Annotated in this window: 16 protein-coding genes and 1 tRNA gene; 7 read left to right on the top strand and 10 right to left on the bottom strand. The window is 74.6% G+C overall.

Annotated elements, in window-relative coordinates; all coding sequences use genetic code 11:
- The first annotated feature begins 215 nt into the window (after positions 1–215).
- Complete coding sequence (locus tag BRM1_RS12720; RefSeq protein ID WP_268526381.1) at positions 216–527, top strand: GNAT family N-acetyltransferase; 312 nt, start codon at positions 216–218, stop codon at positions 525–527.
- 206 nt (positions 528–733) lie between these two features.
- On the opposite strand, the gene BRM1_RS12715 is transcribed toward BRM1_RS12720, so the two are convergent.
- On the bottom strand, positions 734–1,108 hold the full coding sequence (locus tag BRM1_RS12715; protein WP_268526380.1) for a DUF488 domain-containing protein: 375 nt from the start codon (positions 1,106–1,108) through the stop codon (positions 734–736).
- 258 nt (positions 1,109–1,366) lie between these two features.
- Here BRM1_RS12715 and BRM1_RS12710 point away from each other — a divergent pair, with 258 nt between their 5' ends.
- On the top strand, positions 1,367–2,824 hold the full coding sequence (locus tag BRM1_RS12710; protein WP_268526378.1) for an NAD-dependent succinate-semialdehyde dehydrogenase: 1,458 nt from the start codon (positions 1,367–1,369) through the stop codon (positions 2,822–2,824).
- A 110-nt stretch (positions 2,825–2,934) separates the two neighbouring features.
- Here BRM1_RS12710 and BRM1_RS12705 read toward each other — a convergent pair whose 3' ends face one another.
- The 4 genes from BRM1_RS12705 to galU form a co-directional block, all read right to left on the bottom strand.
- Entirely contained in the window at positions 2,935–5,058 is a 2,124-nt protein-coding gene (locus BRM1_RS12705) for a hypothetical protein (protein WP_268526376.1), read from the bottom strand.
- Between the two features lie 144 nt (positions 5,059–5,202).
- Positions 5,203–5,784, bottom strand: coding sequence for a GNAT family N-acetyltransferase (locus tag BRM1_RS12700; RefSeq protein ID WP_268526373.1), 582 nt, complete (start codon positions 5,782–5,784; stop codon positions 5,203–5,205).
- Positions 5,785–5,835: 51 nt separating this feature from the next.
- Positions 5,836–6,459, bottom strand: a complete 624-nt coding sequence (locus BRM1_RS12695; protein WP_268526371.1) for a hypothetical protein — start codon at positions 6,457–6,459, stop codon at positions 5,836–5,838.
- On the bottom strand, positions 6,456–7,361 hold the full coding sequence (galU, locus tag BRM1_RS12690; protein ID WP_160953392.1) for a UTP--glucose-1-phosphate uridylyltransferase GalU: 906 nt from the start codon (positions 7,359–7,361) through the stop codon (positions 6,456–6,458). Before galU ends, BRM1_RS12695 begins: the two co-directional genes overlap by 4 nt.
- Before the next feature lie 22 nt (positions 7,362–7,383).
- On the opposite strand from galU, the gene BRM1_RS12685 reads away from it, so the two are divergent.
- From BRM1_RS12685 to mscL, 4 genes are all read left to right on the top strand, one after another.
- Complete coding sequence (locus tag BRM1_RS12685) at positions 7,384–8,019, top strand: 5-formyltetrahydrofolate cyclo-ligase (protein ID WP_268526368.1); 636 nt, start codon at positions 7,384–7,386, stop codon at positions 8,017–8,019.
- Positions 8,020–8,069: 50 nt separating this feature from the next.
- Complete coding sequence (locus BRM1_RS12680) at positions 8,070–8,537, top strand: FmdB family zinc ribbon protein (RefSeq protein WP_268526367.1); 468 nt, start codon at positions 8,070–8,072, stop codon at positions 8,535–8,537.
- 198 nt (positions 8,538–8,735) lie between these two features.
- The gene (locus BRM1_RS12675) at positions 8,736–9,389 is read left to right on the top strand and encodes an SAF domain-containing protein (protein ID WP_268526365.1); all 654 of its coding nucleotides are present in this window, start codon (positions 8,736–8,738) and stop codon (positions 9,387–9,389) included.
- 343 nt (positions 9,390–9,732) lie between these two features.
- Positions 9,733–10,233: a large conductance mechanosensitive channel protein MscL gene (gene mscL / locus BRM1_RS12670; protein ID WP_268526363.1), complete on the top strand. Its 501-nt coding sequence runs from the start codon at positions 9,733–9,735 to the stop codon at positions 10,231–10,233.
- 219 nt (positions 10,234–10,452) lie between these two features.
- Here mscL and BRM1_RS12665 read toward each other — a convergent pair whose 3' ends face one another.
- From BRM1_RS12665 to BRM1_RS12655, 3 genes are all read right to left on the bottom strand, one after another.
- The gene (locus BRM1_RS12665) at positions 10,453–10,740 is read right to left on the bottom strand and encodes a hypothetical protein (protein ID WP_268526361.1); all 288 of its coding nucleotides are present in this window, start codon (positions 10,738–10,740) and stop codon (positions 10,453–10,455) included.
- Between the two features lie 8 nt (positions 10,741–10,748).
- Positions 10,749–16,316, bottom strand: coding sequence for a DUF4011 domain-containing protein (locus tag BRM1_RS12660; RefSeq protein ID WP_268526359.1), 5,568 nt, complete (start codon positions 16,314–16,316; stop codon positions 10,749–10,751).
- Positions 16,317–16,451: 135 nt separating this feature from the next.
- The gene (locus BRM1_RS12655) at positions 16,452–17,390 is read right to left on the bottom strand and encodes an NAD-dependent epimerase/dehydratase family protein (protein WP_268526357.1); all 939 of its coding nucleotides are present in this window, start codon (positions 17,388–17,390) and stop codon (positions 16,452–16,454) included.
- 303 nt (positions 17,391–17,693) lie between these two features.
- On the opposite strand from BRM1_RS12655, the gene BRM1_RS12650 reads away from it, so the two are divergent.
- Positions 17,694–17,766 (top strand) — tRNA-Arg (locus tag BRM1_RS12650).
- A gap of 190 nt (positions 17,767–17,956) precedes the next feature.
- On the opposite strand, the gene BRM1_RS12645 is transcribed toward BRM1_RS12650, so the two are convergent.
- On the bottom strand, positions 17,957–19,897 hold the full coding sequence (locus BRM1_RS12645; RefSeq protein WP_268526355.1) for an amidase: 1,941 nt from the start codon (positions 19,895–19,897) through the stop codon (positions 17,957–17,959).
- Positions 19,898–19,903: 6 nt separating this feature from the next.
- Positions 19,904–21,271, bottom strand: coding sequence for a metal-dependent hydrolase family protein (locus tag BRM1_RS12640; protein WP_160953401.1), 1,368 nt, complete (start codon positions 21,269–21,271; stop codon positions 19,904–19,906).
- Positions 21,272–21,295 lie beyond the last annotated feature (24 nt).

The raw sequence follows: 21,295 nt of genomic DNA, 5'->3' as shown, positions 1-21,295 counted from the left end.
ACGTGGACGCGGGCGTTCCGGGGCACCGCGTCCGCGCGCGAGATGACGGCGGGAGGGGTGTCAGGAACCCGGGGGGGGAACTCCGGGGCCTCCGGAGTACGGGCACTCGGGGGGATGGAGCAGGCACCCCCGAGCGGACAGCACCGAGCGAACGGCACCGAGCGCGGCGGCCACCCGGCCCGGAATAGCCGGGCACCCCGCGCCGTTTGCCCACCATGAGCGATGAGCGAAGCACCGAGCAGACCGCAGGCGGCGTCACCGTGGCCCACAACGAGGCGCGCGAGCGGTTCGAGGGCCGCCTGGGCGACGAGCTGGCCGGCTACGCCGCCTACGCCGACGCGAACGGGGTGCGCGACTTCAACCACACCGTGACCTTCCCCCAGTTCTCCGGTCGCGGCGTGGCCGGCGCCATCGTGAGCGCCGCGCTGGACGCCACGGTGGCCGCGGGCCTGAAGATCCACCCGAGCTGCTCCTACGTCGACGCGTACGTGCGCAAGCACCGCGAATGGGACGACGCGCTGGTCTGAGCCCGCCCCTCGCACCCCGGTGCTGACCCGAACCCCCGCGCTGGCATGAGCCCCGGTGCAGGTCTGAGCCCCCGGGACTGGCATCGCCCGTGCACCGGCATGAGCAGTGCCTTGCCCCGCGCGCCGATGCGGCCCGCCTGGCGCGCAGCGCAGCCCGAGCGTGCCCGCCCCTCAGTGCTCATCCCTCAGTGCTCAGTGCTCAGTGCTCAATCCAGCGTGAGCTTGCCCAGGTAGTCGGCGAGCACGCGGGCGTTGTTGTGCTCGGTGTCCTTGGCCCCGAACAGCAGCACGAGCCGAGGCCGCCCGGATTCGCGCGCCCGCTCCAGCAGCGCGCGCGGCGCCTGCGTGCCCGCCAGCTCGTGCTCGTAGGTGCGGCGGAAGTCGCCCCACGCCATCCCCTCGTGGTGGAAGCGCCGGCGCAGCTCCTCGCTGGGCGCCACGTCCTTGTCCCACGCCACTCCCGGCAGCGCCGCCTTCGCCACGCCGCGGGGCCACAGCCGGTCGACGAGCACCGCGCAGTCCCCCTCGGCCGGCTCATAGCCGTAGACCCGCGCGGTCCCTATGCTCAGCTCACCACTCATGCCCCCACGGTAGCCCCGACCAGCGGCACCCCCGCACGCCCGCACGCTCGTGCACGGCCAGGGCGCCCGGCTACGGCACCCGCCCAGGACACCCGGCCACGGTGCGCAGACGACCCCGAGCCCCGGGCACCGGATCCCTCGGTGGGCAGGCGGTCAGGCCGAGGCCGAGCCAGTGCCGAGCGGCCGGCGGACAGGGAGCGCGAGAGCCGCGAATCCGCGGCTACACTGACCGCAAGCCCCCAACCGAAAGGCACGATCATGGACCTGCAGGCCATCCTCGACTCGATTGAGACCGGTGTCTTCATCGGCGGCACGTGGCGCCCGGCGGAGGGCGGCAAGACCATCGAGGTCATCAACCCCGCCACCGCCGAGGTGCTCACCACCGTGGCCGACGGCTCGGAGAACGACGCGCTCGAGGCCATCCGCGTGGCCGGAGAGACGCAGCAGTCCTGGGCGGCCACCGCCCCGCGCGAGCGCGGTGAGATCTTGCGCCGGGCATGGGAGCTGCTCATGGAGCGCCAGGACGAGATCGCCGCCGTCATGACCGCGGAGATGGGCAAGAGCTTCGCCGAGGCCAAGGGAGAGGTCGCCTACGGCGCCGAGTTCTTCCGCTGGTTCTCGGAGGAGGCCGTGCGGATCGGCGGCGACTTCACGAAGTCGACCGACGGCGCCAACCGCCTCATGATCTCCCACGAGCCCGTGGGCCCAGCCGTCCTCATCACCCCGTGGAACTTCCCGCTGGCGATGGGCACGCGCAAGATCGGCCCCGCCATCGCCGCCGGCTGCACGATGGTCTTCAAGCCCGCCAAGCTCACGCCGCTGACCTCGCTCATGCTCGCACAGGCGCTGCAGGACGCGGGGCTGCCCGCCGGTGTGCTCAACGTCGTGACCTCCCAGTCCGCGCGCCGGGTCGTCACGCCGTGGATGGAGTCGGGCATCGCTCGCAAGGTCACGTTCACCGGCTCCACCGAGGTGGGCATCGGGCTGCTCGAGCAGGCGGCGCAGAACGTCATGAAGACGTCCATGGAGCTGGGCGGCAACGCCCCGTTCATCGTCTTCGAGGACGCGGACATCGACAAGGCCGTCGAGGGCGCGATGCTGGCCAAGATGCGCAATGTGGGCGAGGCGTGCACCGCGGCCAACCGCTTCTTCGTGCACAGCTCCGTGGCCGATGAGTTCTCCCAGAAGCTCGCTGAGCGGATGGGCGCCATGACGATCGGCAACGGCCTGGACGAGGGGGTCGAGGTGGGACCGCTCGTCGAGGAGCCCGCGCTGGAGAAGGTGCAGGCGCTCGTCGACGGCGCCGTGGAGAAGGGCGCCACGGTGCTCACCGGCGGCAAGCGCGTCGACCGCCCCGGCTACTTCTTCGAGCCCACCGTGCTCACGAACATCGCCGAGGACTGCGAGCTGCGCCGCGAGGAGATCTTCGGCCCGGTGGCGCCCATCATCACGTTCGACACGGAGGACGAGGCGCTCGCGCAGGCCAATTCCACCGACTACGGCCTGGCCGGCTACATCTACTCGGAGAACATCGGGCGCGCGCTGTCCGCCTCCGAGCGGCTCGAGGTGGGCATGATCGGCCTCAACACCGGGCTCGTGTCCAACCCGGCCGCGCCCTTCGGCGGCGTCAAGATGTCCGGCCTGGGCCGCGAGGGCGGCCGCGTGGGCATCGAGGAGTTCCTCGAGACGAAGTACGTCGCGGTCCCCCGCGACTGAGCGCGGGGCTCTCCGCACACGACGAGGGCGGTCTCTCCAGTTGGAGGGACCGCCCTCGTCGCGTGGGCGCCCGGGCACGCCCCGCTCGGGGCTCGCGCGGGGCCGTGCGCTCAGGCCCGGCGGCGGGCCAGCGCGTCGTCGATCTTCGCCTGTGCGCTGTGGGCCGTGGAGCCCGGCCGGGGCGGCCGGTCCGTGCCCAGGGCGGCGCGGCCGTGCGCCAGGGGGTCGGACGCCGAGGCGCCAGCCGCGGCATCCGCCTTGGGCTCGGCAGCCTCGCCGGTCCGGGCGGCGTCCTCGATCTCCGGCCGGTAGCCGAGCTCGGCTGCGAACCGCTCGGCCAGCGATTCGCGGGCGGCCGGGGCCGCCGACGACGCGTCCGCGACGACCGGCTCCACCGGCTCGCGGGGGGCCTGCGGCACCTCGGTGTAGGTGGGGGCGGGCACGCGGGCGGGCTTCCAGCCCACGGACCCCAGGCGATCGGCCAGCGGGTCGCGGTGCTTGGCCGTGCGCTCGGTCTCCGCGGCCTCGGCTGCGGATTCCTGGTGGGCCACGCGCACGGGCTCGGCCGGACCCAGGTGCAGTTCCGGAGCCGCGTGGCGACCGGCGGTGCTTGCGGCGGGCGCGGTTTCGGCGTCGGCCTGGGTGGCCTGCGCCGCAGTCGAGGGCCCTTGGGTGGACTGCGCCGGGGTGGACTGCGCCGCGACGACGGGGATGGGCCCGGTCGCGGCCTCTTCGGCAGTGGTGCGGGCGCGGGCCGCGCGGCGGGCGGCGGCGTGGGCGACCGCGGCCCCGGCAGGCTGATAGGCACGGAGCTCGCGCTCGGCGGTGCCGTGGTCGGCGGTCCCCGCCGCCTGCGGCTGCGCACCGCGGGAGGTGTGCTCCGTCTGCTGCGTGTGGGCGGCGGCGCGGCGCTGCGCGGCATCGGCCACGGAGATGACCTCGCGCACCGGGGCCGCCGCGGCGGGGCGGCCGGCCTGCGCGCGGTCCTCCCCGGGCCCGGCCAAGCCGGCGCGGTGCCGGGAGCGCGCCTCGACGGCGGCGGGCCGGGTGCCGTGGTTCCGGCGACCGGCTTCGCGGGAGGTGCGGGGCGCAGCGTCCTGGGTCGGGGCGTCCTGGGGTGCGGTGTCCTGGGGTGCGGTGTCATGGGACATCCGGCCCGCGTCGTGGGACTCCGCCGGGGCGCGCAGGCCGTTGAGGGCCATGACGACGAGCAGGCAGCCCAGCGCAAGGGCCAGGCTGAGCACCGGCACACCCCACGACAGCGCGGTGAAGAGGCAGCAGGCGGCGGTGATGAGCGCGAGCAGCCCGAAGGCGGCGAAGCCGAGCCCCAGCGCGCGCATGGCCCGGCGCGGCGGCGCCTGGCGCCCGGCTGCCTCGCGCGCGGGTGCCTGCGCGGTCGAGCGCGCGCCCGGCTCGGCGGGAGCAGGGCGGCGGGCCGCGGCCGCACCTGTCGGGCCGGGGCGGCGGGCGCTCGCGGGGCGGGCCTGCCGGGCGGGGCGGGGAGAGCGTGAGTCAGTCATGGCGGCATCCATCGGGTGCGTCGGGGCGGCGGGCGCGGGGCGGCGGTGGTCGGGGCGGTGCGTGTCCGGGCTGTGCGAGGAGACCGGGCTGTGCTGATCGGGGCCGAGCGAGGAACCGGGACCGTGCGGAGAAGCAGGGCTGTGCGAGGCAACAGGGCCGTGCGAGGCAACGGGGCTGTGCGCGGTACCGGAGGGCGAGCTCGGGCCGCGCGGTGCGGCGGCCGCCGGGCCGGAGCTCAGCACCGTGAGCGGGGGCAGCGCGGCTCCCTGGCCCGCGGCGAGCGGCAGCTCGGCCAGCACGGGCTCGGCCAGCGACGACTCCGCCTGCGCAGCCTCGGGACGTGCGGCTTCGGTAGGCGCGGATTCGGTTCGCGCAGACTCGCCCCGCGCCTCGGCGGCCGCGATGCCGGCCTCGCCTGCGACGACGGCGAGCGCAGCGCGCTCGCGGCGCAGGGAGAGGGCGGGGGCTTCCTGGGCGAAGGCAGGGGCGGCGGGCAGCCGGACGCTGCCGGGGGGTGCGGTGGCCATGCCGGGGGCGTTGGCGCTGCCGCGGCAGGCGCCCGGGGTGCGGGCCGTGACGGGCGATGCGGTGTCCGGCAGGGTGTGGCGGTCCGCGGGCTGGGCGGCCGCGGGATCCCAACGGCGCAGGAGCGCGGGCAGGGTGAACGCGAACAGCACGGCGACGACGATGACGATGGTGATGCTTGTGTCCACACGACAACGATATGCGGGCCGCGCAGGTCACGATCGGATCACATCGGGTGTGTCATGAAAGTGGCCCATAAACTTCCCCGGCCACCACGGCTGTCACCGCTCTCGGCGGCCCGTGAGGGCGGGCAAGCGGCCCCGGCGGGCGGCTCAGCGGCCGAGCGCGCGGGGCAGCAGCCCGCCGGGCACCTCCTCGGCCGTGACCGCGAAGCTGCGGTGGTCGGCCCAGGCGCCGTCGATGTGCATGTAGTCCCGGCGCAGGCCCTCATCGCGCAGGCCCAGCTTCTCCACCACGCGCAGGCTCGCCGCGTTCTCCGGCCGGATGTTGATCTCCATCCGGTGCAGCCCCAGGTGGAACAGGCAGTAGTCGCAGGCCAGCGCCACCGCCACGGGCGTGTGGCCCTGCCCGGCCACCCGCCGGTCGATCCAGTAGCCCAGCGCCGCGGAGCGCAGGGAGCCCCACTGGAAGCCGCTGACCGTCAGCTGGCCGCGGAACGCGCCGTCGACCTCCATGGCCAGGGGCAGCAGGGCGCCGCGGCGGGCCTGCCGGTCGAGCAGGCGCCGCAGGTGCTTGAAGTCCGGCAGCGCGTAGTCCGGATCGGGGCTCGTGGCCTCCCAGGGCCGCAGCCAGTCGCGGTTGGCCCGCCGAACCTCCGCGTAGGACGCCGCGTCGGAGCGGGTCAGTGCGCGCAGGCGCAGCGGCCCGCGCGCCAGGGTGATCGGCCACTCCATCACGGCCCGCCCAACGCGGCCGCGCGGCCGGCTCCGTCAGCCACACCCGCCTCAGACGAGGGGATTGTCCGGCGGGGCGGTGGGCCGCGGCATCCGCAGGATCGTCGCATCGGGCCGGTTCTCGTCCTCCGGCAGGTCCGCGGCGGTCTCCGCGCCCGGCGGCACGACCTCGAACGCGGAGGGGTGCTCGGACGCATACCCGCGGACCTCCGCGTGCGCGGCGACGAGCTCCGCGAGCGACTCCGCCAGCACCTCGCGCTGGGCGGGGAGGGTGACGGCCAGCGCGCCGCCCAGCCAGCCCGCGGCCGGGGACTCGAACACGGCGCGCGCGTACCCGGTCTCCACCTGCACGCCGCGCAGCATGTCGACGACCCCGGGCAGCGGCGCCGTGAGCACCGAGCGCAGCGCGTCCGCGACATCGGGCTGCGGGCCCACCGTCAGGCCGCCCACCACGGCGCACAGCTCGAAGCCGGCGACCACGGCGGGGCTGAGGTCGGCCAGCTGGGCCTGGGCGTCGTCGAGCACCGTCTCCACGACGTCGTAGCCGTGGTCCTCGAGCACCTCGCGCGCGGTGGAGCGCACCGGGAACGGCACGGCGGTGCTGGAGACGACGAGGAGCACGCGCGGGGCGCTCGCCTCGTCGTCACCACCGCCGGAGTAGCTGCCGGTGCTCACGCCCGCCGGTCCGCGACGTAGTCGGCCAGCCAGGCGTTGAGGTCCTCGCCCAGGTCATCGCGGCGTCCCGCGATCGTGATGACGGCCTTGAGGTAGCTGAGCTTGTCGCCCGTGTCGTAGCGGTCACCGGAGAACACGACGCCGTAGACGCCGTGGGAGTCCGGATCCTGGGCGAGGGCCTCGAGCGCATCGGTCAGCTGGATCTCATCCCCGCGCCCGGGCTTCGTCTCGTGGAGCACCGGGAAGATCTCGGGGCTGAGCACGTAGCGGCCGATGATCGCGAGGTTCGAGGGCGCATCGGCGGGATCCGGCTTCTCCACGAGGCCGGTGATGCGCACGGCGCCCTCGACGTCGGTCTGCTCGACCGCGGCGCAGCCGTAGAGGTTGATGGTCTCCGGGGGCACCTCCATGAGCGCGACCACGGAGCCGCCGGTGGCTTCCTGGACGCGGATCATCGTGGGCAGGATGGGGTTGCGCTCATCGATGAGGTCGTCGCCGAGGAGCACGGCGAACGGCTCGTCGCGCACGTGGAGCTCCGCCTTGAGCACCGCGTGGCCCAGCCCCAGCGGGTCGCCCTGGCGCACGTAGTGGATGTCGGCGAGCTCCGAGGCGTGCTGGACGGCAGCCAGCTTCTCCTCGTCGCCCTTCTTCGCCAGGGTCCGCTCGAGGCCGTCCACCCGGTCGAAGTGGTCCTCGAGCGGCCGCTTGTTGCGCCCGGTGATCATGAGGACGTCCTTGAGGCCGGCGTCCACGGCCTCCTCCACGACGTACTGGATGGCCGGCTTGTCGACCACCGGCAGCATCTCCTTGGGCGTGGCCTTCGTCGCGGGCAGGAAGCGCGTTCCGAGCCCGGCTACGGGGATCACGGCCTTGCGCACGGCGGTTCGCTGTTCGTTGTCCATGCTCCGATTCTAAGGTGAACGCATGTCCCCCGATTGTGCCGCAGATGAGAAGGCGAAGCTGCGCGCCCGCGTGCGCGCCGCGCGCCGCTCCACGGCGCCGGCTCAGGCCGCGCTGGCCGATGCGCAGCTGAGCGCCCACGTGACGGCCTGGGCGACCGGTGCGCAGACGCTCATCGCCTACGCGGCGCTGCCCTTCGAGCCCTGCGTCGATGCCGCCCTCGAGGCCGCCCGCTCCCGCGGGGCGCGCGTGCTCCTGCCGATTGCCCGGCGCGGGCGGGCGCTGGGGTTCGGCGCACTGGGCGGGCCCATCGAGGGTCTCCCGCGCGCCGGCCGCTGGCAGATCCGCGAGCCCGCGCCCACGCACACCGCCGCCGAGGCGCTCCTCGCCTCCTCCGCCCCGTCCACCGCGCTGCTGGTCCCGGGCCTGGCCTTCGACCGGGCGGGGATGCGGCTGGGCAACGGGGGCGGCTTCTACGACCGCACGTTCGGACCCGATGGCGAGGCGGGCCCGCTGCTGGCGCGGCTGCGCTCCGCCGGGCTGCGCGTCGCCGGGGCCTGCCGGGCGGCGGAGGTGCTCGACGCACTGCCGTGGGCACCGTGGGACCTGCGCGTGGACGCCGCGCTCACGGAGGCCGGGTGGCAGGAATTTCGCGCATAGGCCAGCGCTTATACTCGTCACGGCTTCGCACGAGACCACGAAAGGCGGCCATGCCCACCTACTCCTACGCCTGCAAGAACTGCGGCAACGCCTTCGACATCCACCAGGCCTTCACCGACGATGCGCTCACGACGTGCGAGAAGTGCGGCGGGCCGCTGCGCAAGGTCTTCGGCAATGTGGGGGTCTCGTTCAAGGGCTCCGGTTTCTACCACACGGAATCGGGTTCCGGGAAGTCCGGCTCCTCTGCAGGCAGCCACGGTGCCTCGGGCACCGGCTCCGGTTCCACGGGCGGTGGCGACTCGGCCCACGGCGGCTCCGGGGACTCCGCGGGAGCCGGGGGCACGGCGGCGGGCGCGGCGAAGGAATCCGGTGGCGCGAGCTCCGGCTCGGGCGCCGGTGCGTCGAATGGTGCGGGCGGATCGGGCAGTGCCGGCGGTTCGGGCGGTGGCAAGGCCGGCGCCGCGCCGGCCTCCGCTGGTTCCGGCGGCCGGGCGACGCCTTCCGGCACCCCCGCCTGACTGCCCGCCGGGGCGGCGGTGGGCAGTCAGGGCCTCTGCCGTTGCGGGCCACGGCCGCTCCGTTGCGGGGTACGGCCTCCCTACCCCGGGGTCACAGCCTCGCCGCGCCGGGGTCACAGACGCGCACACTCCGCCGCGACGGTGCACAGGCCGGGCCGGCCGCGCACCCGGCCGCCGCGGGCACCCCACGCTGAGGCCATGAGATTCCCGTTCCCGCGTGCCCTCCCGGCACTGCGCGGGCGCCCCCAGCGCCGCATTGCGGCGGCGCTGTGCTTGGGAGCCGCCGTCGCGCTCATCGCCTGGCTCGCGATCCCGCGTCAAGCGGGCACCGCGGTGGCGGTGGCCGCCCACGACATCGCGTCGGGCACGCAGCTGGCCGCCGGGGACGTCGAGGTGCGCCGCTATCCCGCCGAGCTCGTGCCCGCCGGTGCGCACGCGAGCGCCCAGGATCTGGTGGGCAGCACCGCCGGCGGCGCACTGGGCGCCGGCTCGCCCATCACGGATGCGGGCCTGCTGGCACCCGGGGCGCAGCCTGCCGCGGCGGGCGAGGTGCTCGTGCCGGTCTCCGTGGCCGATGAGGCCGCCGCATCCGTTCTGCGCCCCGGTCACCACGTGCGCATCTACTCGACCGCGGAGCAGAAGGGCACAGCCGACGGCGGCTCCGACGCCCTGCCCGGGGCATCGGATGGTGCACTCGTCGACGACGCGGTGGTGGCCGCGGTCAAGCGCGATGCCGGCTCCGCGCTGGCCGGCGGCCCCTCCACCGTGCTCACGCTCGCGGTGCCGGCCAAGCGGGCGGCCGCCCTCGCGGCATCCGCCGGCGCGGGGCTGGGGTTCGCGCTGTTGAACTGAGCGCAGAGCGCACCGCACTGAGCACGGCACCCAGCGCACTGCGCCCAGCGCACTGCGCCCGGCGCCCGCCGCGCTGAGCAGGGCAGCCGCCACTCAGAGCACGGCACCCGTCGCCCCGATCCAGTTCCGCGACTGCCACGCCCCCGCGATCGGGCCACCGCCTGTGCCTTTCCCGCACCGGCACATTCCCCCGCACCGGGCGCGAATTGTCGCGCAGGGGCGTATGCGGCGCACGTCACGGGCGTGTCTGCGGCATAGGCGCGGAATTGCGCGGATTATGGTTCAAAGTGGTATCGCATATATACGAGGGGAGCCATTCCCCGAATCCGAAAGGACTTCCCGCATGCTCAAGGGATTCAGGGATTTCATTCTGCGCGGCAACGTCATCGAGCTGGCCGTCGCGGTCATCATCGGCGCCGCGTTCACCGCGATCGTCACCGCGATCTCCGACAAGCTCATCCGGCCGCTCATCGCCTCGCTCGGCGCTGCGGACATGGGCGGCCTCGGCTTCGCCATCCGCCCCGGCAATGACGCCACGTTCCTGGACTTCGGCGCCGTCATCACCGCGGTCATCAACTTCCTCATCGTGGCCGCCGTGGTCTACTTCGTCATCGTGCTGCCCATGAACAAGTTCAACGAGATGCGCGCCCGCGGCCAGGTCGCCGAGGAGGTGCCGCCGACCTCGGAGGAGCTGCTCCTCGAGATCCGCGACCTGCTCGCCGCACAGCAGCAGGGCGGCGTCGCCCCCCACGTGAGCCAGCAGGGCGGCGTCGCCCCCCACGTGAGCCAGCAGACCCCCGGCACCCCGATCGTCGATCAGGGCGGCACGCCCCCGCGCCACTGAGACACCCCGCGCCGCTCGGACGGCGAAGCACGAAGGGCCGGCTCCCCACGGAGCCGGCCCTTCGTGCGTTCCGCACACGCATCTGCGCGCTCACCGCGTGGGCGTTCGCACACTCCACGCAGACGCGAGTGCGCACCACCGCGGCCCGGCGCACTCGCCCGACCCCGCGGCCCCGGCTGCGGGCCGGCCCCGCCCAGTTCAGGGCACACCGGTGCGCTCCTAAACGGGCGGCAGCGGGGACTTGGGCTGCCAGTGCGGCGGTCGGTCGCCCAGCAGCCGTTCGTCGTTGGCGCCGGCCCCGGATCGCGGGGCGGGGGCATCCGGGGCGGCCTCGTTGCGCACCGTCGCCCGGTAGGCCTCGACGGCCCGCCGCAGGCGCTCGCGCCGCTCGGCCTCGCGCCGCTGGGCAGCGTGCTCCTCGGCGCTGCTCCCCGCGTCACCGGCGCCCTGAGCGACCCCGGCAGCGTGGGCACCGCGGTGCGCGGCGCCGCCCGGCACGGTGCCCATCCGGGGCCTCAGTCCCGTCCGGGGCGGTTGCGATCCCCGCGCTCGGCATCCTCGTCGGTCTCCGCCGGCCGCAGTCCCGCATCGATGATCTCGTCATCGCGCAGCATGCCCGTGTCATAGCTCGGCATGACGTCCTCGTGGCTGATGACGGGCCGGGCAGACGCGCGCTCGGAATCCGTTTCCCGGGCCTGGGCGACCTCCCCCGCGGGACCGTCGGCCGCGGGATCGGCGCGGCGCGCGTGGCTGCGGGAGCGGTAGCGCTCGACGACCTCGGCGACGGCGGAGGCCTCCGGACCGCGTCGCTTGAGCGCGAGGGTCTGACTCAGCTGCTCGGCAAGCTCCGGTCCATCGCGGAAGACGCCGTCGGAGCGGATCCAGTCGAGCATCGCGAAGAGGTCGGACTCGTCGTAGGCGCGCAGGGAGAGCCCCGGCGTCATCTTGGGCCGGGCGCCCTGGCGGCCCACGACCACCGCGGCGGCGCGGGCGGCGCTGAGGACGGCCTCCGGGGAACGGCGCTCCACCGTCTCGCTCCACGCCTCGAAGATGCGATCGGCCTCGCCCTGCGGGTCGACGAACGCATCGGTCGACCACAGGCGCAGGTAGGTCCAGCCCCGGCGCTGGAGGGCGGAGCGGCGCAGGCGCTCGCGCTCGCGGATGCTCGGCAGGCCGCTGTAGGCCCGCCCGTCGCCCTCCACGGCCACGGCCATGCCCTGGTCCTCCGTCCCGCCCACCGGCAGCGCGAGGTCGATGCCCCGGTAGTCCTCGACCGGTGCGACACCGCGGCGCAGCAGACGCTCGGCGATATCGCCCATGAGCGGATCCGGTGCGGCCGATTCGGCGCGCGCACCGGCACTCGGCAGGCCGCTGGCGGCCGCGGCGAGGAGGTCGGGCAGCACGGCGGCACCGTGGTGCAGGCGCCCGCGATCGAAGTCGCCGGGCTCAAAGCAGCTGACCACCGTGAGCTTGCGCCGGGCGCGGGTGACGACGGTGGCGAGCAGGCGATCGCCGCCGGGCTGGGAGAGTGCCCCGAAGCTGTAGACGACCCGGCCCTGGAGTGTGCGCCCGTAGCCCAGGGAGAAGATGACGGCGTCGCGGACGATCCCCTGCACCTGCTCGGCGTCCGTGACGACGAAGGGCTCGCGCCCGCTGTCGTTGAAGAACGAGGCGACGTAGGGGTAGTCGCGGATCGCCTGCTGGATGCCGGCGGCCACGCGCTGGGCGTGCCACGGGGTGAGGGTGACGACCGCCAGCGACTGGCGGGCGCGGGTGCGCGCGTGGCGCAGCACGAGGTCGACCACGCGCCGCACCTCGGCGTCGGGGCTCTCCACCTGCCCCGTCGCGCTGTCGGGGGCGCCCAGCGCATCCGGCACATAGGCGAATTCCAGCCCGGAGCCCTCGTGGGTGTGCGCCGTGGGCAGGCTGCGCAGGGTGGAGGCGTAGAACTGCTCATTGGCCAGCTCGGTGAGGCTCTGCGGGCTCACCCGGTGGTTCGTGTGCAGCCGGTAGGCGGGCAGGAAGCGGCTGAGCTCGACGAAGACGCTGGGGTCCTCGGCCTCGCGCTGGCCGCGGCGGTCCACGGCCACGGAGAACTCGCGGGGGCCCAACAGGTGGTCATCGCCGAGCGCGATCACCTGGCCGGCGCGCGCGATGGCGGGGATCACCTCGGGCACGGACAGCCGGTTGGCATCGGCCAGGATGACGGTGTCGAACAGGGGCGCGTCGACGAAGTACTCGGGGACCTGGAACGGGCTCATCATCCACACCGGGGCGAGCGCCTTGAGGACGTCCGGTGCGGTGGAGCTGAGCTCGTCGACGTGCAGGTGACGCGAGCGCAGCGCGGCCCGGATCGCCTCGGCCTGCTCGCGGTACTCGGCGATCGCGCGCTTCCAGCCGGTGGCGTGGCTGTAGCGCAGGCGCTCGGCGCCGGCGGCCACGTAGCGGCTGTCGGCCTCGGCGAAGGCCTCGGCCGCGGCGTGCAGCCGCTCGCCGTCGTGACCACCCACGCGGGAGTCCTCCGCGGCCATCTGCTGGAGGACCGTCGCCCAGTAGGCGAGGTCGAATTCTGCGCCCACGAGGGCGTGGCGCACACGGCGCTCGCGCAGGTCGTCGACGAGCTCGCCGAACCCGGCGCCGCGCAGGCGCTCCTCGAGGCGGGTGCGCCGCGGCAGATCGGCCAGGCTCTCGCGATCCTCGCCCAGGGCGGCGAGGCGGCCCTGCATCTCCTCGACGAGCATGGCGTCGAGGTCCCCGCCGTCCGGGGTCTGGGACAGCACGGGGCGCAGCGCGTCGATGTCCGTGCGCACGTCGTCGGAGATCTTCACGGCCGCGCCGAGCGCCTCGGGCATGCGGGGCAGCCCGTCGCGCCCGGAGACGGTGCGCAGTGCCGCTCGCTCATCGCGGGCCGCGACGAGCGCGCCGTGCAGATCGTCGGCCTGGACGCCGGTGCGCACGAGCTCGCGGGCGGCGCGCTTGTGGCGGCCGCGGTCCAAGAAGCCCATCTCGATGCCGTGCTCGCGGCGGTACTCCCCCGTCCCGGTGGCGGCGATGAGCGGCTCGAGGTCGACGGTGAAGGCCTCGGGCTTGAGCGTCGTCAGCGTCTTCTCCACCGCGGTGAGCACGTGGAGGCTGCGGTTCCATTCGGCGGCGCTGCGCGGCGGGTTGAGCCCGGCCTCGCGCAGCACGGGCTCCACCGCGGCCACGAGGTCCGGCACGCGGCGCGCCGTGCGCTCGGCGATGCTGCGGGCGCGCTCGGCCTCCTCATCGGAGTCGAAGCGGGCGCCCAGCCACACGGTGTCCTCCGTGCCCAGCGTGAACGCCCCCAGGTCGGAGAGCTCGACGAGCGCCGCGCGCAGCTGCGCGCGCTCCTCGGCCGGCAGGCCCATGACCTGCTCGGAGAACCGCACGCCGGTCGAGGGGCCGGGGTCTCCCCCGGTGAGCTCCGCGAGCTTCTCCATCGTGTCGTAGACGGACGTGTGCCAGGGCTCGCGGACGCGGTGCAGCGCGTGCTCGTGGTCGCGCAGCGTCTCGCGCTGGGCGTTGAGGTCCGCGAGGAGGTCGCCGAGCTCCGGGCGCTTGGCGCGCTCGGCGGCGCTGATGAGCGAGATGAGCCGCTGCTTGAGCTCTCCCGCGCTGGCCCGCCCGTCCACCGCGAAGTCGGGCAGGCCGGCCTCGGCGAGGCGCTCGGAGAACTCGTCGAGCACATCGGAGCTCTGGGCGATGTAGAGAACGCTGTGGCCCGTGTGGGCGAGCGCCGCGGCAAGCGCCACGGCGGTCTGCGTGGCGCCCGTGCCGGGCGGCGTGTGGGCGACGAGCGAGGTGCCCTCGAGCGCGGCGTCGATGACGGCCTGCTGATCGCCGTCGACGTCGATCGCGAGGAACTCCTCCTGCGGCAGCCGGTCGGGCAAGGGCAGCGGCTCGGGGTTGAGCACCGTCATGCGCGCGGCTGCGGGCGGCTCTGGCTCGCGCTGGGCGCGCTTGGAGCCCACGTCCGTGCGCGGGGGCAGCAGGCGGCGCGGGCGGGCGGTCGTCAGGGCCGAGCCCGAGGCGCGCTCGTCCTCGTCTGCGCCCTCACCAGCGGCGGCGGCGTCGCTTGCTGCGGGGTCCGATTCATCGGGGTCCGCATTGTCGGCGCCCGCATCGTCGGCATGGCCGGCAGCGGCAGTGCCGGCAATGGCACGGTCCGTCTCGGCGGGCTCTGTGCCGGCGGGCTCCGAGTTGTCTGCGGGAGTGCCCGCAGTGGCAGCGGCGTTGAGGTCGGTGGCAGCGGAGCCGACACCGGAGCCATCGGGGGCCACGTTCGATGTGTCGGTGCCGGCTGCGGCGGGCTCGCCGACTGTATCCGCTTCGCCGCGCTGGACGTGCATGAGCTCGGTGCTCGTGGTGCGCTGCGCTTCGGCGACCGTGGGGAACTCGACCTCTTTCGAGGTATCGACGACCGCACCGTCGGCGGGATCTATGACCGTCTCGGACGCCGTCTCATCCGGCGCCGTGCTCTGCGCGGCACCGGTGGAGTGAGCTTCCGCCCCCGAGGCGGCGGCGTTCGGGTCATCGGTGCTGGGCGTGGCGATCTCCGCACCTTCGGCAGACGAGGCACCGGGGACCCGGCGATCCGCCTTGTCCGCTTCTGCCTCGTCCTCGCGGGCAGGGCCGCCGTCTGCGGTCTCGGCGGTCTCCGCATCCGCTCGGGGTGTGCCGACTGCGTGGCTGCCGGCGTCGCTGGGCCGGTCCGAACCGCCGGCTGCACCGGCGGACTTCGTCCGCTCGGACGCCTCCGCATCGGCGCCCGCGGATTCCAGGTCGGCCGCGGCGTTGGAGGACTCCGGGGCCCCGGCATCGGCCGCTCCGGCCGCACTGGGGGCGTCGTCCCGCTCAGCGCGTGACTCGCTGGTCGCGGTCGGGTCGGCCGGGCGCACTGCGGCTGCCTTGGCCTCGTCGGCTTCGCGCTGTTCGGCCGCGGAGGCGACGCTCACCCCATCGGCGGGCAGGCCGCTGTCGGTGCGCACGGGATCGGCGGGGGCGGCCGGGGCGGAATCCTCGGCGGCTGCTCCACCATGGGAGGAGTCGTCGGCGGGGGCATCCTCGCGGGCCTCGGCGGCCGTATCCGCTCGTGCACCGCTCTGTGCCGCGGCCTCGGCCGGCGCGGTGTCAGCGGCACGCACAGTCCCATCGGTGACCACAGCACCGCCGGTCGGCACAGTGTCCCCGGCAGGTTCCGGGCTGTCGGACCGGGCATCGGCCTCGTGCACAGCGGCCGGGTTCCCGTCGGCCTCTGCCGCACCGGCATCGGCGGGCTCCTCGGCCGCCGGTGTCTGCGCACCGGAGCCGGCCTGCGCCTCGGCGGCGGGGGTGCCCAGCGCGCGGCGGGCGGCCACATCGCCGGCGAGTGCGCGGATGACCGGGTGCTCGGCGGGCACGGTGTCCTGCGTGAACGGGGTGGCGAGGTTGGCGAAGGTGGAGACGACGAGGCGCTGGTTGACGAGCAGCCCGGGCACGGACTTCGTCGCGGCGCGCAGCCGCTCGTAGACGGGGGCGGGGTCGAAGCCGTGCGAGAAGCCGGTGGCGGCGACCCACTCGTCGACGTCGATGCGCACGCCGTGCGCGCGCTCGAGGAACTCGACGAGGGCGGGGTTGACCGTGATGTCGTCGGCGAGCGCGATCTCGAAGTCCTCGACGCGGGAGCCGCGGGGCACCAGGCGCACGTGGCGCAGCAGGATCGGCGCGGCGTATTCGCGACGGCCGCCGTCGGCATCCTCGGACCAGGTGGCGAAGCCGATCGCGAGGTGGGCTGCGGTGATGCCGCGCTCGTAGCTCAGCTGCTCGGCCTTCTGGCGGATCGAGCGGGCGCGACGGCGCGCATCGGCGAGCAGGTCCGGGTCGCGGACCAGGCTCGACAGGCGGGTGGAGCGCCCGGCCAGCAGCTGCGCGAGACCGGAGGGGTGCGCCCCGCTCAGGTCGATCGAGCCGTCGCGGGAGTCGCGGTACTGCAGCATGGTGTCGCGGCCGCCGAGCCTGGCGGCCTGTTCCTTCCACGCGGCAATCGACGCGCTGACGGTCGGTGAGGAATCTGCATATGCCACGGACACGACACTATCGGCCATGGCGCCCCGGCCGCGGCTGCCGCACCGCGGGCCGGGCGGATTTATGTCCGGGCGACCCGAGTCTCGGGGCCCTCGGCCGCGCTCGGGGACCTCGACTCCCTGCATGCTCCGCGATCAGCGGACGGGTTGCGCGAGGAGCTCCTCGATGCCCTCGCGGTAGCCGGTGACGCGGAAGCCGGGGAATCGGGCGGCAAACTTCGCAGAGTCGAAGATGTTGTCGTGCGCGTAGCGGGGCAGCAGCTCCCTGACCTCCCCGAGGGCGGGGACGAGGCGGCCGCCGATCGTGAAGACGGGCCGTGGCAGCACCGTCCACCCGATCGCTCTGCCGGCGGCACACGCGGCAAGCCCGATGAGCTCCCGGTAGGTCCGGCGGTCCGGGTCGATCGGCAGGTGCCAGGTCTGGCCGTACGCGTCCGGAGTGTTGCCGAGCAGCGCCATGGCCCGCGAGGCATCGGGGGTCCAGATGAGCGAGCGCTTCGTGTCCGCGCTCACCGAGACGAGCGGTCGCCGCTGCGCGCGGATGCGATCGAAGACCAGCCGGTTCGTGAGGCTCTTCGTCTTCCCCGGGCCATAGAACTCGGGGGCGCGGCAGATGAGCGCCTCGATCCGACCCGCGTCCATCTCGCTTTGGAGCATCGTGGCCAGCCGTGCCCGCACCCGCCCCTTGGGTCCGTTCGGCGCAAACGCGACCTGCCCGTCGACCTGCGGTGCCGGTGTGCCCGGGTACATGTAGGTGTTGTCGAAGAACTCGAGTCTGGTGCCGTGCCGCTCGCAGGCGTCGATGGCATTGCGCATCATCACGGGGAACCGTGCCTCCCACTGCGCCGCGTCCATCGGCAGGCCGACGGTGAAGTAGGCCGTGTCGCTGCCGGCCACGGCGCGCACGGTCGCCTGCGCGTCCAGCAGGTCAGCCGCGACGAGCTCATCGGCGTCGGCGACCCGGTGCGGGTGCCGTCCGACCAGGCGGATGTCGGCCGTGTAGTGGGCGCGCAGCTCACGGACGAGCTCATCGGCGATGGGGCCCCCTGCCCCCCAGAACGGTCTGCATGGCATTCCCCTTCACGTGAGACCGACGCCGCGGGCGGAGCCCCTTCACCGCCTCGGATGGCGTTGCCCCACGCTACTCCTCGCCTGCCCGGCCGGGCGGTGGCTGGCCTCCGGGCGGCCTCTCTCACTGCACTGCAGCACCGCGGGGCGGTCGCAGGGAATCGAGGGCCCCGCAGCCTTACGACCACCCCGGGGGTCGCGTTCGCTGGGGCTCGGGGCGCGGGCCTGCTGATACGATGGCGCAGGCTGTTTCGCGCGGCTCGCGGTACCGGCCCCTGCCGGACGGAGGCGCGGGTGCCGAAGCGGTTTGCCCCCGTAGCTCAGGGGATAGAGCACCGCTCTCCTAAAGCGGGTGTCGGCAGTTCGAATCTGCCCGGGGGCACAGACACTGACCAGCCGAAACGCTGAAATGCGTGGCGGATCCACCTGTTCTGCAGGGCAGATGCTGGGCCCATACAGCGCAGGGACCCCCCACGCGCGTTCGGCAGCCGGGCCAGCGCATGGCAGCTGGGCTCGCACACACTTCGCATGCAGCGCCACGGTGCGCTGTGTCGCCGCGGCCGTCCTCGTCTCTACTCGACGTCAGATGCCCTCGCACCCAGCGCCGTCGCACCCGAGCGCATCGCGGCGGCCAGCGGGGCGATCGCCCGGACGTCGCTGGCATCGGCGGGCAGCCCTGCGGCAGCGAGGGCTGCGCGGACGTCGGCAGCAGCGACCGCCCCGGCACCGCCCGCCTGCGAATCGGCGGCCTCGCCCTGTTTCCCATGAGCGACCACATCTCCATCCGGATCGCTCACCGGCGGCGTTACGGCATCTGGGTCCAGCGCGGGAACCAGCAGGTGGTGGGCCGTGCGCTCCTGGAACGCCTCGCCCAGCGCGAGGATCGCGTCCTCCCCGCCGCGGGCGCCGATGAGCTGGAGGGACACGGGCAGTCCGGCGCCCGGCGACCCCTCCGGCACGAGGCCCATGGGCAGGGCGAGCGCGGGGTGGCCCGTGATGCACACCGGGGCGGTGAGGTTCCAGTCGTCCTGCGGGGTCCCGCCGGCGAACGTGTACGGCGGCGCGGGCTGCGGCCACGTGGGCAGTGCCAGGGCGGCCAGTCCCGCCTCGGCGAACAGGGCCTCGAGTGCCCCGCCCGCCCGCTTCCCCGCAGCGAGCGCCGCCGTGTACGCCGCATCGTCCACGAACGCCCCCAGGGCGGCCAGCCTGCGGAACGAGCGGCCGTACTCGTGCCACCGGGGCCCGAGCGTCGCGCGGTGGGAGTCGTACATCTCGCGCACCATGACGAGCAGCGTCAGCCCGATCATCGCGTCGATGTCCGGGGCGGGCACCTCCACGAGGATCGCCCCCGCCGTCTCGAGTTCGCGCAGCGCCTCCCGGAAGGCCTCTGCGACCGCGGGCGCCATGCGCGGATCGTCGAGCAGCGCGGCCGGCACCCCGATGCGCCGGTCTGCGGCACCGTCTCCGGTCCGGGCAGCAGGGCCCGCCGCCTGCGCGGCTGTGCCGCCACCGTCCGCGGTCGAGGCGCCGGCCGGCCCGCCGTCGGCGCGCCCCTCGGGCGCGGCTGCGGACGGCAGGCCGGCCGCGGCACTGGCGGTCCCGGGGCCGCCGCGCATGATGTCGAAGAGCAGCCGGCAGTCGCGGGCGCTGCGCGCCATGGGCCCCACGACGTCCAGGCTGGGCGCGGCGGGCAGGATGCCGTCCACGGGCAGCGCACCGTGCGTGGGGCGCAGGCCCGTGATCCCGCAGAACGCCGCGGGGATCCGGCAGCTGCCGGAGGTGTCCGTGCCGAGGCCGGCGGGGAAGAGACCAAGCGCGATCCCGATCGCGGTGCCGCAGCTCGAACCGCCGGGCCAGCACCCCAGGTCCCAGGGGTTGCGCGGCAGGGGGAAGTCGAGCGCCGGATCGGGACGGCCGGCGGCGTGCTCGGCCATCGTCGTGGTCCCCGCGATCCCCGCTCCCGCCGCGCGCAGCCGGGCGACGACGGCGGCATCGGCACCGGCGCTGAAGGCGGGGTCGAAGACGCGGCTCTGGCCCGTGGGCACGGCCTCGCGCACTGCGATGAGCGCCTTGATGCCCAACCGTGCACCCGCCAGGGCGCCCGGCTCGCCCGCGCGGGCTGCCTCGCCCCCGAGCGCGCCTTCGCTCGCGGTCCCGGCTTCGCCCGCGCTGGTCCCGTCCCCCGCACGCGCGCCTTCGCTCGCGCCGACGCCCCTGACCTCACCGTGGTGTGCGGCCCCCCTGTCGGCACCGCGGGAGTCGGATGCCCCGCAGCGCTCGAGGAACGCGCCCACGATGGGGTCGTAGACCTCGGCGGCGGCGGAGCAGGCGGCGGCGAACTCGTCCGGGTCGAGCCGGCCCGAGCGGAAGCCCGCGAGCTGCGCGCTCAGGTCCGGGTACGCCGCGCACAGCTCCCGCCAGCGCGCCAGCTCGGCACCGCGTGCCGGCTCAGTGCCGCGCACCGCCTGAGAACCGCGCCCGTCGGGACTCGCGGCGTCTGCGTCCGCGCCCATCCGAGCTCAGCCCAGCGCGGGGCGGACGGGAGCGAAGCCGAACCAGTCGGCGGTGTCCTTGACGAGTGCCCCGCCCTGGATGACGGCCTTCACGTTGTCCGGTTCGGCGAGCGAGTCGATGTCGGCCAGCGGGTCGAAGTCGACGACGATGAGGTCGGCGAGCTTGCCCTCCTCCACGGTGCCCAGGTCATCGGCCAGGCGCAGCAGCTGCGCGGCGTTCGAGGTGCCCGCGACGATCGCCTGCATGGGGCTCAGGCCCAGCTCCACCGCGTGCGCGGCCTCGCGCAGGTTGACCCCGTGGGGGCAGATGCCGGCGTCGGTGCCGAGCGCCACCTTCACCCCGGCGGCGAATGCGGCGGCGACGCGCTCACGGGCGATCGCGGACCACTTCACCTTCTTCTCGTAGAGGTAGCCGGGGACCAGCGCGGGGTCCGGCACGCGCAGGGCGGACGAGAGCGTGGGCACGAGGAACGTGCCCTGGGCGAGCATGAGCTCGATGCCCTCGTCGTCGATCCCGTAGCCGTGCTCGACCGAGTCGATGCCCCCGCGCAGCGCCTCGAGGATCCCCTCGGCCCCCTGGGCGTGCGCGGCGACCGGCTGACCGGCGCGCTTGGCGGTCTCTGCCTTGATGAGCGCCACGTGCTCGGCGGGCACGCCCACGTCGTCCGGGGTGTCCGAGGGGCTGGAGACGCCGCCGGTCGTGCACACCTTGATGGCGTCGGCGCCGGAGCGGATGAGCAGGCGCACGGTGCGGCGCACATCGTCGTCGGTGTCGATGATGGGATCGACGGCGCCGAGTTTCATGGTCTCCGTGCCGTTGGGCAGGTGGTGGTCGCCGTGGCCGCCGGTGGGCGAGAGCGGGACGAGCGCGATGTGCAGGCGCGGGCCCTGGATGAGTCCGGCCGCAATGGAATCGCGGAAGCCCGCGTCGACCCCGCCCAGGTCGCGGGCGGTGGTCACACCGGCCATGAGGGTCTTGCGCGCGTTCACGGCGGCGCGGAACGTGCGCTCCGAGTCGAAGCGGCGCAGGTTGGCCAGCTGGTCCTCGAGGTCAAGGCCCAGGTGGACGTGCGCGTCGATGAAGCCGGGCAGGATGGTCCGCCCGGCCAGGTCCACCGTGCGCACCGCGCCGGAAACGCCGCCGGCCGCCGCGCCCGAGGCGCCCGCGGGCTGCGCGTCCGAGGCGCCGGACGCGCCCGCCCCGGCCCCCGCCTCGGCGGGCCGCCGCGGGCCCGCGTAGACGATGCGGCCGTCGGCGAGCTCCACCTCGGCGTCGCGCAGGGGCTCACCGCCGGTGCCGTCGATGAGCGTGGCGCCCGTGAGCAGCAGGCGCTGGGCGCCGGTGGGCACGGTGGGCAGCAGGGCGGACTTCATGGGCGATCCCCTCGGACGGCGAGT

The organism is Brevibacterium sp. BRM-1, assembly GCF_026802075.1.
In the GTDB taxonomy this organism is placed as follows: Bacteria; Actinomycetota; Actinomycetes; order Actinomycetales; family Brevibacteriaceae; genus Brevibacterium; species Brevibacterium rongguiense.
This window is presented reverse-complemented; position numbering and strand designations above follow the sequence as displayed.

What these genes read in the sequence shown, in the direction of transcription:
- BRM1_RS12680 (WP_268526367.1), top strand. Translation starts at nt 8,070, where the DNA reads ATGCCCACCTACTCCTACGCCTGCAAGAACTGCGGCAACGCCTTCGAC.
- BRM1_RS12685 (WP_268526368.1), top strand. Translation starts at nt 7,384, where the DNA reads ATGTCCCCCGATTGTGCCGCAGATGAGAAGGCGAAGCTGCGCGCCCGC.
- BRM1_RS12640 (WP_160953401.1), bottom strand. Translation starts at nt 21,271, where the DNA reads ATGAAGTCCGCCCTGCTGCCCACCGTGCCCACCGGCGCCCAGCGCCTG.
- mscL (WP_268526363.1), top strand. Translation starts at nt 9,733, where the DNA reads ATGCTCAAGGGATTCAGGGATTTCATTCTGCGCGGCAACGTCATCGAG.
- BRM1_RS12715 (WP_268526380.1), bottom strand. Translation starts at nt 1,108, where the DNA reads ATGAGTGGTGAGCTGAGCATAGGGACCGCGCGGGTCTACGGCTATGAG.
- BRM1_RS12700 (WP_268526373.1), bottom strand. Translation starts at nt 5,784, where the DNA reads ATGGAGTGGCCGATCACCCTGGCGCGCGGGCCGCTGCGCCTGCGCGCA.
- BRM1_RS12645 (WP_268526355.1), bottom strand. Translation starts at nt 19,897, where the DNA reads ATGGGCGCGGACGCAGACGCCGCGAGTCCCGACGGGCGCGGTTCTCAG.
- BRM1_RS12655 (WP_268526357.1), bottom strand. Translation starts at nt 17,390, where the DNA reads ATGCCATGCAGACCGTTCTGGGGGGCAGGGGGCCCCATCGCCGATGAG.
- galU (WP_160953392.1), bottom strand. Translation starts at nt 7,361, where the DNA reads ATGGACAACGAACAGCGAACCGCCGTGCGCAAGGCCGTGATCCCCGTA.
- BRM1_RS12710 (WP_268526378.1), top strand. Translation starts at nt 1,367, where the DNA reads ATGGACCTGCAGGCCATCCTCGACTCGATTGAGACCGGTGTCTTCATC.
- BRM1_RS12675 (WP_268526365.1), top strand. Translation starts at nt 8,736, where the DNA reads ATGAGATTCCCGTTCCCGCGTGCCCTCCCGGCACTGCGCGGGCGCCCC.
- BRM1_RS12665 (WP_268526361.1), bottom strand. Translation starts at nt 10,740, where the DNA reads ATGGGCACCGTGCCGGGCGGCGCCGCGCACCGCGGTGCCCACGCTGCC.
- BRM1_RS12720 (WP_268526381.1), top strand. Translation starts at nt 216, where the DNA reads ATGAGCGATGAGCGAAGCACCGAGCAGACCGCAGGCGGCGTCACCGTG.